This is a genomic window from Xenorhabdus hominickii (assembly GCF_002632725.1).
In the GTDB taxonomy this organism is placed as follows: domain Bacteria; phylum Pseudomonadota; class Gammaproteobacteria; order Enterobacterales; family Enterobacteriaceae; genus Xenorhabdus; species Xenorhabdus hominickii.
Genome location: NZ_NJAI01000001.1, coordinates 1,119,882 through 1,137,713, shown reverse-complemented (window position 1 = coordinate 1,137,713; position 17,832 = coordinate 1,119,882). Strand labels below are relative to the sequence as shown.

At 41.1% G+C, this 17,832-nt stretch carries 15 protein-coding genes and 2 pseudogenes; 10 read left to right on the top strand and 7 right to left on the bottom strand.

The window, feature by feature from the left end; translation table 11 throughout:
• Position 1: 1 nt before the first annotated feature.
• Entirely contained in the window at positions 2-565 is a 564-nt protein-coding gene (gene kefG, locus Xhom_RS05080) for a glutathione-regulated potassium-efflux system ancillary protein KefG (protein ID WP_069317682.1), read from the bottom strand.
• A 214-nt stretch (positions 566-779) separates the two neighbouring features.
• On the opposite strand from kefG, the gene Xhom_RS05075 reads away from it, so the two are divergent.
• Entirely contained in the window at positions 780-2,726 is a 1,947-nt protein-coding gene (locus Xhom_RS05075; RefSeq protein WP_069317681.1) for an ABC transporter ATP-binding protein, read from the top strand.
• A gap of 328 nt (positions 2,727-3,054) precedes the next feature.
• Here Xhom_RS05075 and Xhom_RS33295 read toward each other — a convergent pair whose 3' ends face one another.
• Positions 3,055-3,945: a LysR family transcriptional regulator gene (locus Xhom_RS33295; protein ID WP_069318536.1), complete on the bottom strand. Its 891-nt coding sequence runs from the start codon at positions 3,943-3,945 to the stop codon at positions 3,055-3,057.
• 1,674 nt (positions 3,946-5,619) lie between these two features.
• Between Xhom_RS33295 and Xhom_RS05060 the strand changes: the two genes are divergently transcribed.
• The 3 genes from Xhom_RS05060 to murP all read left to right on the top strand — a co-directional run bounded on the left by Xhom_RS05060 (position 5,620) and on the right by murP (position 9,302).
• Positions 5,620-6,317 (top strand): IS1 family transposase gene (locus Xhom_RS05060; protein WP_232326169.1). Its coding sequence is split into 2 segments (ribosomal slippage): positions 5,620-5,875 and positions 5,875-6,317, totalling 699 coding nucleotides; the frame shifts between segments, so codons are not numbered across the junction.
• 586 nt (positions 6,318-6,903) lie between these two features.
• A complete protein-coding gene (murQ, locus tag Xhom_RS05055; protein ID WP_071933894.1) occupies positions 6,904-7,809 on the top strand; it encodes an N-acetylmuramic acid 6-phosphate etherase in 906 nt (301 codons plus the stop codon).
• A 26-nt stretch (positions 7,810-7,835) separates the two neighbouring features.
• On the top strand, positions 7,836-9,302 hold the full coding sequence (gene murP / locus Xhom_RS05050; protein ID WP_069317678.1) for a PTS N-acetylmuramic acid transporter subunit IIBC: 1,467 nt from the start codon (positions 7,836-7,838) through the stop codon (positions 9,300-9,302).
• Between the two features lie 10 nt (positions 9,303-9,312).
• On the opposite strand, the gene Xhom_RS05045 is transcribed toward murP, so the two are convergent.
• Positions 9,313-9,918, bottom strand: a complete 606-nt coding sequence (locus Xhom_RS05045; protein ID WP_069317677.1) for a LysE family translocator — start codon at positions 9,916-9,918, stop codon at positions 9,313-9,315.
• A 100-nt stretch (positions 9,919-10,018) separates the two neighbouring features.
• Between Xhom_RS05045 and Xhom_RS05040 the strand changes: the two are divergent.
• From Xhom_RS05040 to crp, 4 genes and pseudogenes are all read left to right on the top strand, one after another.
• Positions 10,019-10,992 (top strand): annotated as a pseudogene (locus Xhom_RS05040) (hydrolase); the annotation flags it as partial.
• Positions 10,993-11,096: 104 nt separating this feature from the next.
• Entirely contained in the window at positions 11,097-11,315 is a 219-nt protein-coding gene (locus Xhom_RS05035; protein ID WP_069317676.1) for a YheU family protein, read from the top strand.
• Positions 11,316-11,360: 45 nt separating this feature from the next.
• On the top strand, positions 11,361-12,230 hold the full coding sequence (locus tag Xhom_RS05030) for a phosphoribulokinase (protein ID WP_069317675.1): 870 nt from the start codon (positions 11,361-11,363) through the stop codon (positions 12,228-12,230).
• 525 nt (positions 12,231-12,755) lie between these two features.
• Positions 12,756-13,388 (top strand): cAMP-activated global transcriptional regulator CRP, encoded by a 633-nt coding sequence (gene crp / locus Xhom_RS05025; protein WP_069317674.1) that lies wholly within the window; start codon positions 12,756-12,758, stop codon positions 13,386-13,388.
• Between the two features lie 63 nt (positions 13,389-13,451).
• Here the strand turns inward: crp and Xhom_RS05020 are convergent, their stop codons facing one another.
• A complete protein-coding gene (locus tag Xhom_RS05020) occupies positions 13,452-14,669 on the bottom strand; it encodes an aspartate aminotransferase family protein (RefSeq protein WP_198148720.1) in 1,218 nt (405 codons plus the stop codon).
• A 138-nt stretch (positions 14,670-14,807) separates the two neighbouring features.
• Between Xhom_RS05020 and Xhom_RS05015 the strand changes: the two are divergent.
• Positions 14,808-14,978: pseudogene (locus Xhom_RS05015) on the top strand (IS5/IS1182 family transposase); the annotation flags it as partial.
• 27 nt (positions 14,979-15,005) lie between these two features.
• Here Xhom_RS05015 and Xhom_RS05010 read toward each other — a convergent pair.
• The 3 genes from Xhom_RS05010 to Xhom_RS05000 form a co-directional block, all read right to left on the bottom strand.
• On the bottom strand, positions 15,006-15,581 hold the full coding sequence (locus Xhom_RS05010) for an aminodeoxychorismate synthase component II (protein ID WP_069317672.1): 576 nt from the start codon (positions 15,579-15,581) through the stop codon (positions 15,006-15,008).
• A gap of 333 nt (positions 15,582-15,914) precedes the next feature.
• The gene (ppiA, locus tag Xhom_RS05005) at positions 15,915-16,481 is read right to left on the bottom strand and encodes a peptidylprolyl isomerase A (protein ID WP_069317671.1); all 567 of its coding nucleotides are present in this window, start codon (positions 16,479-16,481) and stop codon (positions 15,915-15,917) included.
• A 466-nt stretch (positions 16,482-16,947) separates the two neighbouring features.
• Positions 16,948-17,658, bottom strand: coding sequence for an AEC family transporter (locus Xhom_RS05000; protein WP_232326168.1), 711 nt, complete (start codon positions 17,656-17,658; stop codon positions 16,948-16,950).
• 64 nt (positions 17,659-17,722) lie between these two features.
• Between Xhom_RS05000 and Xhom_RS48830 the strand changes: the two genes are divergently transcribed.
• Positions 17,723-17,832 (top strand): IS1 family transposase (locus Xhom_RS48830; protein ID WP_338063730.1); only part of this gene is annotated, 110 nt, incomplete at its 3' end.

Here is a 17,832-nt window from a genome sequence, read left to right as displayed (position 1 = left end):
ATCACAGCCCTCCCAAAGACAATGGCGCTTTCAACCATTCCTGATACACATACGCGTGGCTCGCGAGCACTTCAGGCCGTTGACGTCTGGCCCAATAAATGATCATTGGTGATAACCAATGCATGTGACACATAAATGCCGTGAGTTCGAAAGGCCGGAGAATTTCTTCCATCGGATAAAGGTTATACCCTCCTCTTCGGTAAGCTCCTTCAGGCTCTCCCGTCGTAATCACAGAGCGCCAATACTTTCCTCTCAATGCCAGCTCTGTCCCGCTGACGAAATCCCGGCTCAACACACGATCCATCCATTCTTTCAATAAAGCCGGGCAACTATAGGTATACAAAGGGTGTTGAAAAACAATGACTTTATGTTCACGCAACAACTGTTGTTCGTAAGCAACATCGATAAAAAAATCGGGATAACAGCCATAAAGATCGTGGACCGTCACATGCTCCAATTTCTGCACCAACTGCAACAAAACTTTATTCGCGACTGAATTCAGCGGTTCGGGATGGGTATATATCAGTAACACTTTAGGCGGCAATACGTTAGGAGATAACAACATCAATCCCTCCAGGACGTGTCAGGATACATATTTTCCGCTACCATGCACGCCAAGCTATCAAATCACATTGAATATATACCCAATAAATTTCAAATTGCAGTACGGTGGAATGGGTGGCTGGGATGGATAAACTCAACCAACAAAGCAGCAACTTGAAAGATGAAAGATATAAACCTAATTATTAACTTAACATACTATTATATAGACAACATTTATGATTGTTTTCTCTTCACTTCAAATCCGTCGTGGCATTCGCGTCCTGCTGGACAATGCCAGCGAAACCATCAATCCCGGCCAAAAAGTCGGATTAGTTGGCAAGAATGGCTGTGGTAAATCAACCCTACTCGCATTACTAAAAGATGAACTTCAGGCCGAGAGGGGCTCCGTCACATTTCCCAATAACTGGGCGCTGGCTTGGGTGAATCAGGAAACACCCGCTCTGGAGACCTCGGCACTGGAATACGTAATCGATGGCGATCGTGAGTTCCGTCAACTGGAACAGAAGCTAAAAATCGCCAACGAACAAAATGATGGTCACGCTATCGCCCATCTTCATGGCTTACTCGATACTATTCAGGCTTGGACAATCCGCTCCCGTGCCGCCAGCCTGCTCCATGGTCTGGGGTTTTCCCAAACCCAGTTAGAACAGCCAGTACGTTCCTTTTCAGGTGGCTGGCGTATGCGTCTCAATCTGGCTCAGGCACTGATTTGCCGCTCCGATTTACTATTGCTTGATGAACCGACCAACCACCTTGATTTAGATGCCGTCATCTGGCTTGAAAAGTGGCTGAAAAATTATACCGGAACCTTGATCTTGATTTCCCACGATCGGGATTTTCTTGATCCCATCATTGATCGGGTTCTGCACATCGAACAACAGGCGCTGTATGAGTACACCGGTAACTACTCCTCCTTTGAACGGCAACGTGCCGCCAAACTTGCCCAGCAACAAGCGCTATACCAAAGCCAGCAAGAGAAAGTGGCTCATTTGCACAGCTATATTGATCGCTTTCGCGCTAAAGCGTCCAAAGCAAAACAGGCACAAAGCCGCATCAAAATGCTGGAACGCATGGAGCTGATCGCTCCGGCCCACATCGATAATCCTTTTCACTTTAGTTTCCGCCAACCGGACAGCCTGCCAAATCCACTCTTGAACATGGAAAAAATCAGTGCCGGCTATGGCGACAAGATCGTGCTGGACTCGATCAAATTAAATCTGGTTCCGGGTTCCCGTATTGGTCTCTTGGGCCGCAATGGTGCGGGTAAATCCACGCTGATCAAACTGCTGGCAGGCGAGCTTGCACCACAACAAGGAGAGATTGCCTTATCAAAAGGCATCAAACTGGGCTACTTCGCACAGCATCAGTTGGAATACCTGCGGGCAGATGAATCACCATTACAACATTTGGCCCGAATAGCACCGCAAACGTTGGAACAACAGCTTCGGGATTATCTGGGTGGATTTGGCTTTCAAGGTGATCAAGTCACCGATCCAAGCGGACGTTTTTCCGGGGGCGAAAAAGCCAGATTGGTATTGGCTCTGATTGTCTGGCAGCGTCCCAACCTTCTGTTGCTTGATGAACCGACCAACCACCTTGATCTCGACATGAGACAAGCATTAACTGAAGCGCTTATTGATTTCGAAGGTGCTCTGGTCGTGGTATCACACGACAGACACTTGCTCCGCTCAACAACAGACGAACTTTATCTGGTACATGATGGTGAAGTGGAACCTTTTAACGGTGATCTGGAAGATTATCAGCAATGGCTGACCGAGCTACAACGCCAGCAAATACGTGACAGCCAAGAAAAGGATAAAGCAGATACCGATACTTCGACGAATGGCACACAAAATTTCAGTGCCCAAGAGCGTAAAGATCAAAAACGGCGGGAAGCTGAATTCCGTAACCAAACCCAACCATTGCGCAAAAAACTGTCTGCCCTTGAAAAGCAAATGGAAAAACTGGGTACGGAATTAGCTGATTTAGAAGAGAAACTGTCAGACAACACGCTTTACGAAAATGATCGCAAAACTGAATTAACAGAATGCCTGCATCAGCAGACACAAACAAAATCCAAGCTCGAAGATATCGAAATGGAATGGTTAAATATTCAGGAACAACTTGAGCAGATGACAGAAACATTCAGTACCGGTCAATAAATTAATCTCTAATATAATCGGGCATAGTAATTCAATGCCCGATTGCTTTCTATTCTCTTATCACATCACTTGATCAAGCACTGAAAATATCTTTCCCTGTTTACAACCTAAAAATTAAAAAATTGCATGTAAACAGCTGTTTTACTCGCCGTAAAAATGATAATTCATTTATGATGATAGTTTATTTATAGTTGATAAGTACTTAAGATACTCATTCTCATTTTGCACTCCTTACTGAGAGAGTTTTAGAATTTATGCATTAAATCCTATTTTAATATAGAGATTAATTGTTTAGATATCCTATAAAAAACAGACTATGCCCACTGATTTATACACTAGCAACCAGGGTGGAAAAATTTTCAGCATCATCAATCAGATGATCATCTATAGATTTCCCCCACACCACACCAAGATCAATTTTTTTATCTGTTTCAACAATCTCTAACAAATTCATATAATACTCAGGAATAGAGCTAATAATCCGCTGAGGAACACATGTATAGGAATTATTTTTTGTAATCATCTCTATTATCAACATGATATCATTTGTCTTTAATAACAAATGCATATTGTCACCGGTATAAATAGGGAAAACATTAAGACAATCAGTTAACTCAATTACCTCATTTTTTTCTGATAAATTTGTCGGAAAAATCCCATTGCCAAAATTACTTAAAGTAATTTTAAACTTAGATATCAAATTACTCCTTTTTTTAAAGATATAAACCAATCTTTCCGTAAAAACCTTTTTCGGCTCTAATTGTGTAATAGATGCTATCGGTATCACAGCAACATGCAGCATTCCTGCATTCAATAAACTAATTTGCTGTTCAACTGACAGGCCAGTTACCAGTGCCAATACAACATTACCCTTTTTCTCCGCGATCTGCTTCTCTATTTGAGAATAGTTATGGATAGGGAAACAAGAGCCAACATATAGATGTCTGACCAAATCTTCTTTTGAATCAAAATGAACCTGACTTTTGAATCGCTCATAGTGAGTTAAAAAATTTCTGGCATTCTCCAGTGTCTTTTGCCCAAAATCCGTCAATCTTGTTCCATTTGGTCCCCTTGTAAATAGTGAAGCACCAAGAATATCTTCCAACCCGTGTATTTTCTTCGTTAAGGCAGGCTGAGAAAGATAAAGTCTCTCTGAAGCCTTATGATAATTCAGAGTCTCAGCCAAAACGATAAAAGCTTCAAGATTGCGTATATCCATGTTCTTTCGCCCAATGATTGTTAAGTAACTACAAAACATTACAGATTCATGGTGATAGCATTTTAACTTAGCGTTTTGCCAAAGGTTTTATCTGGTCAATTGTCAAAATGTTAACTAACAAAATGGTAGTTAATAAGGGTACAATTAGCAAAAGATTTATTATTATTGTGCGTTAATTACAATTTGTAACAATTTCAACAGTAACTAAAGGCAAAGTCCGTATTTTGGCAGTACAGAACAAGATGAACTCTTGTTGTCTACATCTATACCCTTTATTTTTCAATTTACTTCTTTATTTCACATAGTTATCTATGCTCTCGAGGGTTCATTCCCTTACCACCCCGATGTAATTTGAAATCTATTGGGTATACCAATCCCCTTCCATTTTTCAAAACTTTTTTCTACTTACTGATCTGAAAATTGAAATAGATTAGATATACATCATACAAATAAACCCACTATGGGTTTTCTTATATGTTATACATTTAGGGCTACCACCAAGAAATAAGTAATGAACGATAAATTATCAATTGATAACTTTTATTTATTGGTAAGCCACCAAAGGTAATACCAAAAACCATTAAAGTTAAAATATCATACTACGAAACTATTGTGTGAATGATTTAATTCTTAAAAATAAATAAAAGTATATATATCTGGCTTACTCGTGTAGTGAGACAAACAGCAGATAATTCACATTCATTTTATTATTTCAGACAAGCCAAATTTTTATTTTTCTGGATATTTCTACATTTACTCTTATTACGTGTTAATAAGGATGGATTTTAGGTTAAAGTTTTATATTAAATATAACTATAATGATACTCACCATCCTAAAACGAGTAAAAAAACACTCAAAAATGCAGCACCCATAAATAATAGCACGCGTATTGGAAGGTTTTTAGTGTGTTGCTATTGATAAAACATATCTAATCTTATTGCAAATTATACAGCTTTTTTATATCGGAATATTCTGTATTGGTATGCTATTTTTTAAAAAAATACGAATTATTTTGTGTACGATAGGAAGCCAATCCCTACTCATTTCCTAATAGGAAATAATTAAATTTAATTTAATGAATTGATGATATTGCTATTATTTTAGTGTGGTGATCTATGCGGTTGATGATTGGCATAAATGTTGAAATAAATTACTAGTAAATTCAATGCAGTTATAGAGCATTATATCACATATAAAATCAAAGATTGACCTTTCATTGTTAGATTAAGATAGTAAAGAGTTATTTTTTCGTCAATGAAAAATCATCATGCAATAGATAGTATGTATGATACAAAAGAGTTTGATCTTTTAGTAAAGTGAAAAGGAAACTTTATCCTCATGTTTTTTTTAACAATAAACAATCCAAAAAAATGATTAAAAAATACGAAAAATAACTAGCTATATGTTTTAGATTATGAATCAACACAAGAAAAAATGTACAATGAAAAATAGTTATCACATGATAACCTTACATTTTAACAAAAAAATCACAGCCTAAAATAATTAAAGTTGTGGTTTTTTCATAAAATTTTATTTTAGCCTTATAGTTTACACAATAATTTACCTGTATCATCAAGATTAGAATCTCTTCTCTTATTGTTTTCATAATCATATAGGGTCATGACATCAATTTATTGAATCGTGTATAGTCTGCCTATTTGGAGAACATTCAAATGGCAAAGATTGATGTGATCTGCCCGTCTTGTTGTGCAGTTAAAGGGATCCATCGTAAGGGGCGATCTCGTTCTGGTCATCAGCGCTACCTTTGCCAATCTTGTCGTCATTCTTGGCCATTGGAATTCACCTATACCGTATGTCGTCCCGGGACACATAAGCAAATTGTCGATATGGCCATGAACGGAATGGGATGTCGGGCAACCGCGCGTGTCATGGGGATTGGCCTGAATACTGTCCTTCGTCACTTAAAGAACTCAGTCCCAAATCCGTAACCGAAGCTATTGCCCCCGGCACTGAAGTGATTGTCTGCTGTGAAATGGATAAGCAGTGGTCATATGTGAAGTCGAAGAAAAAGCCCCGTTGGCGCTTTTATGCTTACAACCGGAGCAGACGAAAAGTGATCGCCCACGTTTTTGGACCAAGAACAAAAAAGACCTTGATGCGTTTGATGGCGTTACTGACTCCTTTCAACATTGTGGTCTATATGACGGATGGCTGGAAAAGCGATGAAAAAATGCTGATAGGAAAACTACAGGTGGTTAGCCAGCGTTATATACAACGCATCGAAAAATATAACCTGAATCTGCGTCAGCATTTGGCAAGACTGACTCGTAAAACGTTGTCTTTTTCAAAATCCATCGAAATGCATGGCAGAGTCATCGGATATTATCTGAACATTCATCATTATCAATAAATTAGATTCACGATCCCATTCACGACCAAAAAAACGGCAAAAAGAACATTATGATTAATATAAATAAAAAACGAAAACATTCACCAAGATATGAAATCATATATAGACACCTTAGAGTTTTAAAAACTCCCCAATGATGATGAATTTAGTGATTGAGGGTATTTTTACCTGTGTTATATTTAAAAAAATATCAACCATAATAAAAATTGATTGTCAATTGATAACAAAATACGCTGTATTTTTAATCAAAAAGACAAGGAGAATCAGGAAAAAACTCATAATATAAATAATTCAGATATGTAATAAAATAATTTATTATCACCTAAAAATAAAAAAATATTACAAGATCGTTTATTTAGCAAAAAACACAACACTAATATGAGATTAAAATACATTAAAAAACCTTTGAATAAAATGCGTAATGAAATATTACTATCAATCGATAAAATATATTTATCGCAGATTTTTTGGAGTTTAATGCTTTTCCCGCGCGATGTAATTCGAAATTTATTGGGTGTAAATCAAATAATCTGTACGATAATCAGGTATTGATGAATCGCTCTCGGATATAACGCAGGACAAAATAATGAAAATCGACCTAAGTAATATGGTAACAGAGGGCCGTAACGCCTCCAGTACCCATATTGATACGTTATCTACAATAGATATGTTACGTGTCATCAACGATGAGGATAAAAAAGTGGCGATCGCTGTTGAAAAAACACTGCCCCAAATTGCCGATGTGGTTGATAAAGTAGCCAAAACATTTCTTCAGGGTGGGCGTTTAATCTATAGCGGGGCCGGAACATCTGGGCGTTTAGGTATTTTAGATGCCAGTGAATGCCCCCCAACTTATGGTACAAAACCAGAACAAGTGGTTGGGTTAATTGCTGGCGGGCATCAGGCTATTCTGAAAGCGGTAGAAAATGCGGAAGATAATTGGCAATTAGGCATAGACGACCTTAAGGAACTAAACTTTAATCAGAGAGATATACTGGTAGGGATCGCTGCCAGTGGCCGGACGCCTTATGTATTAGGCACGATGGAATACGGCAAATCAGTTGGTGCTACAGTCGTGTGTATCAGTTGTAATCCAGACAGCCCGATGGCGCAGTTGGCCAATATTGCCATAACACCGATAGTCGGCCCGGAAGTTGTGACCGGTTCTTCCCGCATGAAAGCAGGAACAGCACAAAAACTGGTACTGAACATGATCACGACAGGGGCGATGATCCGTACAGGCAAAGTGTATGGCAACTTGATGGTGGATGTGGAAGCCACCAATGCAAAATTAATCGAACGTCAAAAAAATATTGTCATGGCCGCCACTGAGTGTAGCAAGGAAATAGCAGATCAAGCCCTCAACGCCTGTGGCGGTCACTGCAAAACAGCAATCGTGATGATTTTATCGGGTGTCAGTGCCGAAGAAGCCAAAGCATTATTGGCAGATCACCAAGGGTTCATCCGGCCAGCTATCTCGATATACCGATAATCATTACCTCTTTGAAGGGGTTATCAATGGCTAAAATTAATCAGGAAATGTTGGTCGACATACTCAATACCATCGGTGGGGCGAGTAACGTTATACACAGCGGTAACTGCATGACTCGCCTACGATTGACCCTATGTGATAATGCACTGGTCGACAAAACTAAACTGAAGAAAATTGCCGGCGTCTTAGGTGTCATAGAAAGTGATGTTCAGCTCCAGATTGTCCTTGGTCCCGGCAAAGCCCAGACAGCGGCAGATATGATGAATGCGCTGTTAAGTAAGCCTCATCATCTCGGCGGTTCAGAGACATCAAGCGCAGCTCCTCATTCCGAAAAAATAAAAGATATTGCTACCTCCAACAAGAAACATCTGAAAGAAAAACAAACCAGTTCAGTCCATAAATTTCTGGCGAAATTCGCCACCATCTTTACACCTCTGATCCCAGGCTTTATCGCTGTTGGCCTGTTACTGGGCTTTGCTACTCTGCTGGAACAAATTTTTATCAAAGAAGCGACTCACCCCAACGCCATATTGGTGGAAATGGTCGGCTATATGAAAATTTTCAGCAAAGGCATGTTCAGTTTCCTCAGCATATTGATTGGCTACAATGCACAAAAGGCGTTTGGCGGTTCAGGTGTTAACGGTGCCATCATTGCGTCTCTGTTTGTGCTGGGTTATAACGCTGAAGCCACTAGCGGTTTCTATTCTGGCATTAACAATTTCTTTGGTTTCGCCATCGACCCACGAGGTAATATTATCGGAGTGCTGATCGCCTGTATTCTCGGTGCTTGGGTCGAAAAGCAAATCCGCAAAATCATGCCGTCTGATCTGGATATGATTCTGACATCTGCAATCACCCTGCTTATCATGGGAGCCATTGCCTTTATCATCATCATGCCTGTAGGAAGCTACCTGTTTACGGCAATGTCATGGCTGTTCATGCATTTGAATGGCAACCCATTCGGTACAGCAATCTTAGCAGGCTTGTTCTTACTTGCTGTTATGTTTGGTGTGCATCAAGGCTTCGTACCCGTCTATTTCGCCTTGATGGATGCGCAAGGCTTCAATTCCTTGTTCCCGATTCTGGCGATGGCGGGTGCGGGTCAGGTAGGGTCTGCGCTGGCGTTATATGTGAAAGCGCAAAAAGGCTCCCTGCTGCGTACTCAGATCAAAGGAGCCATCATCCCGGGATTTTTGGGGATCGGGGAACCTTTAATTTATGGTGTCACATTGCCCCGCATCAAGCCGTTTGTCACCGCCTGTCTCGGGGGCGCAACGGGTGGATTTTTTATCGGCCTGATTGCTTGGTGGGGATGGCCTGTCGGGCTAAATAGTGTTTTCGGCCCTTCCGGGCTTGTCGCTTTACCGTTGATGACATCCAACAGTGGCATATTTACAGGTATGGCGGTATACGGTGCAGGGTTAGTTGTCGCTTACATCGCTGGCTTTGTGATAACGTTATTCTTCGGGAGCAAAAACATCGACCTAGATTGATTCAAAAATCTCAATTCATCCAGATTAGGGGTACACAAGCCGCTGTCAATATTCCCATTGTGATATTGAAGGTAAACCACGCATGGCGGCTTTTCAGTAAGCGACCGATCAATGCCCCCAGAATAAGCCAAATTGCACCCGCTGCCGTATTGGCTATTAACATCACTATGCTAATAGCCAAAATAGAACCATTATACAGCGCCCCTTCCAGGCTATAACTACTGATCGCCCCCAATCCCATTACCCATGTTTTGGGATTCAAGAACTGTAATAACCAGCCCTGATAAATTTTGGTTGGCTTTCCTGCCGACGTTACCGTATCCAATCGCTTATAATGCGAGGTTGCCGTTTTCCAAGCCAACCACAATAAATACAGGCTACCGAGTACTTTCAAGCCAATATGCAGAGCGGGATAAACCAGCAGCAGTGCGGCAATGCCAAAGGCAGAAAACAGCAAAATTGTTTGCATCCCCAGAGCAATGCCTAAATACAGGGGAATGGAACGATGGATACCAAAATTGGCACCCGATGACGCCAATAACATATTATTTGGGCCGGGTGTAACAGCAGCAATAAACATAAATGTGCTGAGCGAGAATAACAGGCTTGCAGTCATGGGTAGATTCCTATCGCCCAAATGGTTGACATTTCCTTTCAAGGAAAATAGCAGTATGTTATTCCACACACAAGATAACTAGTCATGAAATCAATTCATTATGAATGAGAATTTTTGTCCCTTAAGCGGAGCCAGTAATCCCCATATACAAACCTTGCTTCCTCGTTTACTGAGACGTCGCCCCAAGTTACAAGCCCACTGGCAGCGATTGAATTTGCCCGATGATGATTTTGTGGATTTAGCATGGAGCGAAGATCCTGAAACTGCTTCCCACAAACCGCGGCTGGTTCTTTTTCATGGTTTAGAAGGAGGATTCAGCAGCCCTTATGCCCATGGACTGATCAGTGCTTGTCAGGAAAAAGGCTGGCTTGGCGTTGTGATGCATTTTCGTGGTTGCAGCGGAGAACCTAACCGCCAGCAACGTATTTATCATTCAGGGGAAACCAGCGATGCCCGCTATTTTCTGAACTGGCTAAAAATGACTTATGGCGAAGCCCCCACAGCCGCAGTAGGTTATTCCCTTGGCGGCAATATGCTGGCCTGTTATCTGGCAGAAGAACAAGCCCATGCCCAAGTAGATGCTGCCGTTATTGTCTCAGCACCATTTATGCTGAAAGCCTGTTCCAAACGGATAGAACAGGGATTTTCTCAGATATATCAACACTATTTGCTCAATAAACTGAAAAATAACGCATCCCGCAAGTTACTGCGCTATCCGAATTCTCTGCCTTTGAGCCTTAGCCAACTCAATTCAATTCAATGAAAAAATTACGTGAATTTGATAATGCTATCACCGCCAAAATCCACGGTTTTAAAGATGCAGATGACTATTATCACCAATGCAGTGCACTACCCCGTTTGCCTAATATTACAATACCGCTATTAATCATCCACGCCAAAGATGATCCTTTCATGTCACCAGAAGTGATCCCTGATACCACACATTTACCTCCTAACATTGAATATCAGATGACTGAACATGGTGGGCATGTCGGTTTCGTTGGTGGTTCACTAAAAAAACCACAGATGTGGCTGGAACAGCGTATTCCTGATTGGTTAGCGCCTTATTTAGAATTCTCCCTTTCAGGGCAATCATCATCAGAACGATCATTACAAAAAAAGTCATCACAAAAACAATCAATACCAGATCAATCTCAACACGATCAGGAGCAAATACTATGATGATTCCATGGCAACAACTGGAAGCCGAAACCCTACGCAACTTGATAGAAAGTTATGTCTTACGGGAAGGGACCGATTACGGTGAGCAAGAAAAAACACTCGAACAAAAAGTACAGGATGTCAAACGTCAACTTGAACGAGGTGAGGTTCTGCTGGTATGGTCTGAATTACATGAAACCGTCAATATCATGCCTAAAGAGATGTTTCGTCCATAAAGTCTGGCTTGTTAACCCTAAATTTTATTGATAAGGAGTCTGTTCATGTCTGCCAAACACCCTGTCATCGCAATCACTGGCTCCAGTGGAGCAGGAACAACCACCACCAGTGTGGCCTTTCGCAAGATTTTCCAACAACTTGGTGTCACCGCCGCACTTATAGAAGGGGATAGTTTCCATCGTTATACTCGTCCTGAAATGGATGCCGAGATCCGAAAAGCGAGAGAACAAGGCAGGCATATCAGTTACTTTGGGCCAGAAGCCAATGATTTCAGTATGCTGGAAAAGACGTTTTCTGACTATGGGCAAACGGGGAATGGCCGCTGTCGAAAGTACCTGCATACCTATGATGAAGCCGTACCTTATAACCAGCTTCCGGGCACTTTCACGCCATGGGAACCTTTGCCATCCAATACAGATGTTCTATTTTATGAGGGGTTGCATGGTGGTGTTGTCACTCCGCAGCACAATGTTGCCAGTAATGTTGATTTACTGATTGGTGTCGTACCTATCGTCAATCTGGAATGGATACAGAAACTTATCCGAGATACCAGTGAACGTGGGCATTCTAGAGAAGCAGTCATGGATTCTGTTGTCCGTTCCATGGATGACTACATTCGTTACATCACCCCACAGTTTTCACGTACCCATATCAATTTCCAGCGCGTACCCACTGTTGATACCTCTAACCCCTTCTCTGCCAAAGCGATTCCTTCATTAGACGAAAGTTTTATCGTAATTCGCTTTCGCGGCCTAACCCAAATTGATTTTCCTTATTTACTGGCAATGCTTCAGGGTTCATTTATTTCTAGTATAGATACCATTGTCGTACCGGGTGGGAAAATGGGGCTAGCAATGGAATTAATTATGGCGCCGCTAGTTAAACAATTACTGGAAGGCAAAGAAATTTGTTGATTTAAATCTCCTCTTATTTCTAATAAGACAGGTGACAAAAAATAACGTTGCCTGTTTATTTAAATAAATAAACAGTTTCCGTAACAATAAAATTCACCACGGCCGGAACTGTATCCTTATGATGCTAAAGAAATCAATTTCACTCTCTTTCCTGATTTCCCTCTTCTTTTTGTTCGTATTTTTGTTTTTAACACACGGTCATTATTTTTTCTTTTTATAAATATAAAGGCAATAAAATCGTCTCACCAGACTAATCTCTAGTAATCCAGCAGCCAGTTTAATATGCTGAAGCGATACAGGAGAAGACAGAAACGTTTTCCTGTGTTACAAACAAGATTGGCAAGGTATATGGATCAAGATCAATACGCCAGCATTTTAAAATTCTTATAATCCATATAAAATTCCTACTTGTCAGTTTTTCAGTAAGTTAATATGTTAAACTATTGACTTTATAAAGCCAGCCTGCAGAGAAACCGTCTGTTTCTCATGTCATAAAGGCGGAAATAACAACAGAGGATAAAGCGAATGGTTCTCGGCAAGCCACAAACAGACCCTACTCTTGAATGGTTTTTGTCACACTGCCATATTCACAAATATCCATCCAAGAGCACGCTTATTCATCAAGGCGAGAAAGCAGAGACGCTTTACTATATTGTTAAAGGTTCGGTTGCTGTTCTAATAAAAGATGAAGAAGGTAAGGAAATGATTCTCTCTTATTTAAATCAGGGAGATTTCATTGGTGAACTTGGATTGTTTGAAGAAGGGCAAGAACGTACTGCATGGGTGCGAGCCAAAAACGCCTGTGAAGTAGCTGAAATTTCCTACAAGAAATTTCGCCAGTTAATTCAGGTGAATCCTGACATTTTAATGCGTTTATCTGCTCAGATGGCAAGCCGTCTACAAACAACTTCCGAAAAAGTAGGTAACTTAGCCTTTTTGGACGTTACAGGTCGTATCGCTCAAACATTGCTCAACCTAGCCAAACAGCCTGATGCAATGACTCATCCTGATGGTATGCAAATCAAAATTACACGCCAGGAAATTGGGCAGATCGTGGGTTGCTCCCGTGAAACAGTTGGCCGTATTCTAAAAATGCTGGAAGATCAAAACCTGATTTCCGCGCATGGTAAAACCATTGTCGTTTACGGAACTCGCTAGTTCCTAAAAATCTTAACTCAGCCAGTGCAATCAGTGACATTCAGCACTGGCTTTTTTATTCCGCTATTCACTCAGCCATCGTGCTATCGCCTTGTCCAGTCGCGTCATACCTTCAGCTATATCATCCTCTGGAATAATCAATGATGGCGTAAAACGCAAAATACCGCCTCCTGCACTTAATAACATCACTCCCTGTTCAGCCGCTTGCTGCAATATATCTCCGGCTTTACCCTGATATTCAGCTTTCAACACAGCTCCGATAAGCAACCCTTTTCCGCGAACTTCATCGAAGATATGATATTTTTGGTTCATCTTTTCCAGCGCCTGAATAATCATATCGTGACGTTTTTCCACGCCCGTCAGCACTTCCGCCGTATTGATGATATCTAACGCAGCACAGCCAACGGAACACGCGAGTGGATTACCTCCATAAGTTGTTCCATGAGCCCCTATTTCCATTGCCGTCGCAATTGCCTCTGTCGTCAGCATCGCACTGATCGGAAAACCGCCTCCCAAGGCTTTTGCTGTCGTCAAAATATCTGGCTGTACTCCATAATGCTGGTAAGCATAGAGTTTGCCTGTGCGCCCCATTCCACTCTGGACTTCATCAAAAATCAATAAAGCCTGATAGTGATCACATAACTCACGGACACCACGAAGAAACTCCAGTGTTGCAGGGGTGACGCCACCTTCCCCTTGAATTGGCTCCAAAACAACAGCACAAGTGTGCTCATCCATCACTTCTCTGACTGCGTTCAAATCATTAAACGGAACATGAATAATATCAGCGGGCTTGGGACCGAAACCATCAGCATATTTCTGCTGCCCACCGACCGAAACAGTAAAAAATGTACGTCCATGAAACGCCTGATGAAAAGCGATAATTTTAGTTTTATTGGTGTGATGACGGGTAATAGCATGACGGCGTGCCAATTTAAAGGCGGCTTCATTGGCTTCAGCACCGGAGTTGGCGAAAAAGACCTTCTGTGCAAACGTCGCATCAATCAGTTTTTGCGCTAAGATTAAGGCAGGTTCATTAGTGAAAATATTGCTGACATGCCACAATTTTTCACCTTGCTGTTTCAGGACATCGACTAAAGCTGGATGACAATGCCCCAATGCCAAAACAGCGATACCACCAGCAAAATCAATGTATTCATTGCCCTGCTGATCCCACACCCGGCTACCTTGCCCTCTGACGGGTATAAAACTCGCAGGCGCATAAATTGGCAACATAACCTGATCGTAGGTATTTCGGTTTACTGCTCTATTTTCTACCATTTCCCTCACCTTATTTTTATATTGGCTACATACCAATGAAATAATAATCACTAAATATGAATAAAAAATCAGGTGAGAGCAAATAAAAAACAGCCAAATGAGGAAATTCTGTTATATCTAATTAGGGCGGGTTGACGTTTTGTGATTGCGGATAAGGGCTACGATAGTGAAACCTTCAGGCGTACCGCCACAACACCAATTATTCCCTACAGGAGAAACAGCCGAAAATCCGATAAGTTGGAACACAATTACGCCAGTCTGTTAGCACTGGCATTTGTCATCATGTGGCTGCCTATGTGGGCGGAATAAATTATGCACTCGAAAGGTAAACAGCCCCTAGTATTTAAGGAAATTATTCAACAACTCATGCCCCTGTTCACTCAGAATACTTTCAGGATGAAACTGAACACCTTCCAGTGGCAAAGTACGGTGACGTATTCCCATAATTTCATCCACATCACCATTGCACTGGCTCCACGCCGTCACTTCAAATGACGCAGGAAGCGTTTCTGCTGCAATGACCAAAGAGTGATAGCGGGTAACAGTCAGTGGATGATCCAGCCCCTTAAATACCCCTTGCTGGCTATGGTGAAGCAAGCTGGTTTTCCCATGCATCACTTCTCGGGCTTTGACAACACTGGCCCCAAAAGCCTGACCTATTGCCTGATGCCCTAAGCACACTCCGAGAATGGGCAATTTCCCGGCAAAATGTGAAATCGCTTCCAGAGATATCCCGGCGCCATCCGGAGTACCTGGCCCTGGAGAAATCACTAAATGTGTAGGTGCCAATTTTTCGATATCTTCAAGCTGTAATTCATCATTACGCTTGACTAAAACCTCTGTCCCTAACTCACAAAAATATTGATATAAATTGAATGTAAAAGAATCGTAGTTATCTATCATTAATAACATAGGAGTATATCCTACTGATTTTTATAGTTTTATAAGTATCCCTACCCCTATTGGGGTATTGCGTATGCTGTATTACGATAAAATCAGGTAAAGCAGTATCAACGACAACGGGGTATTCATCATACCACAGAAGTATTTTTAAAATAGAGGTACAGAGGATGCCCAACAGCAGCATCACGATGCTGCAGGATTTGAGTGAAAAAACAGAGATGGCAAAAAGCAGAACAGTGTGAGAGCAAGACGGTACTCAAATCACTCTAGTGATTAGGCGAATACCGTCTCATGCCATTAATATATATTGAAATATTTTAGACATATCCCCTATAAGGATGATTAAGGTTCAATCTTAGCTGACAGAATCACGATAGGTTTCACTGGCACATTTTGATAAGGGCCAACATTTTCTGTCTTGACCTGAGAAATTTTATCAACGACATCCATACCTTTTATCACCTTGCCAAAGACAGCATAACCAAAATCACGCTGACCGTGGTCGAGAAAGGCATTATCGGTTACGTTAATAAAAAATTGACTGGTTGCGCTATCTTGATCTGCCGTACGCGCCATAGCGATAGTCCCGCGCAAATTACGCAAGCCATTATCTGCTTCGTTTTTAATAGGCGCTTTCGTGGTTTTCTGCTGCATATCTTTTGTAAAACCACCACCCTGAACCATAAAACCGGGAATAACACGATGAAAAATAGTGTTGTTATAAAATCCCTCATTGACATATTCAACGAAATTCTTAGTGGTAATTGGTGCCTTACTGCTATCCAGCTCAAGTTCGATTTCGCCGGCTGATGTCACCAGCTTGACGTGAGTTTCGGCAGCCAATACTGGGGCAGCTATCACACTGATAGCACATGCAGCCATAAGCGACACAAAAATACGTTTAAACATTGATGGTTCCTTTATTTTTGAGGTCAACAATAAAACTCATAACAACAAAACTTATTAAGTGTAATTCCCAATGGAATTAAGTTCCAAAGATTTACCTACATTTACGAGTATTTAAGGCTAATTGGGAAAAATTTATCTATGAAGATTGTATATTCGCATATTTTCAACAAGAGTTATTTTGAGAATAAGCTCTATCTTGATACGCTTTCTACGCAAAAACACATCAGTATCACATTAAGCGATTAAACAAAGATTAAACCCAAAAAAAACCTTGATTTAACGAATTGTTCATAGAGATAACCTTTCTGTCCGAGCAGAACACTGAACGATTACACTCCATTGTAAATATTGCTATAGATAGACTGGCTTCAATTTAAGTAAAAGAGGTGATGTCATCAACTCGCGGGTATTGATGACAAAGCTAACAAAACGTGCAATGTAATGTCAGCCGCTCTTGTGTCCATACTTAAACAGACAACAATTGCAGAACAATCGGTATCGTTATCAGTGCAATAAGCAGGGAAATAATAATAGAAAGAGAAATAACTTCCTGTTTGAAGCCATAGTTACTGGCAAAAACATAAACTCCTGCTCCAATAGGCTGTGCAGCCATGACAATAGCAACAATCAGCCAAATATCATTCACCTGCTTTATTCCGAATAGATGATAAGCACAGATAAACGTAACTAGTGGCTGCACTCCCAACTTGAGACACAGCATAGGGGTGACCAGTTTTAATGTTTCTCCGTTTATATGCTCTCTGACTTTAAGCCGGGACAATCCTATTCCCAAAGCAAATAATGCCGTTGGGCCTGCGGCGCTGCCCAAAAATCCCGCAAGCGTTTGTAGAAATTTTGGTACTGGAATGTTGAAACAAACGAAAACCAACCCAGCAATAACGGAAACCATCAGAGGGTTAGTCAGAGTGGTTTTTAACGCCTTAACGAGACTTTGGATAATGGATAATTTACTGCCAGATTGCTGCGTAGAAAAAATATCGTAAGTAATGATAACCGCCATAATAGCCGGAATGTTATGCAGGATCGTAGCAATGGCGGCAGGCAGTGCAGCAGATTCACCATAGGCAGAAATCACGATTGGAAGCCCCAGATATCCTGTAGTGCCATAACTCGACCCCATGCTTAAAATCGACGTTTGAGGCAAACCTATCCCCATGATTTTGGTCATGTATTAAATAGTTAGTTGTTGTGATATGCTTCCCGCCTTTTAAGGGTAAAGCATGGCCAAAGTTGACGTCTATTGCCGTTATTGTCACAAATCAGAACATGTCAAAGGACATGGAAAAGGGAATGGCGGACATCCTCGTTATCGTTGCTATACCTGCTGTAA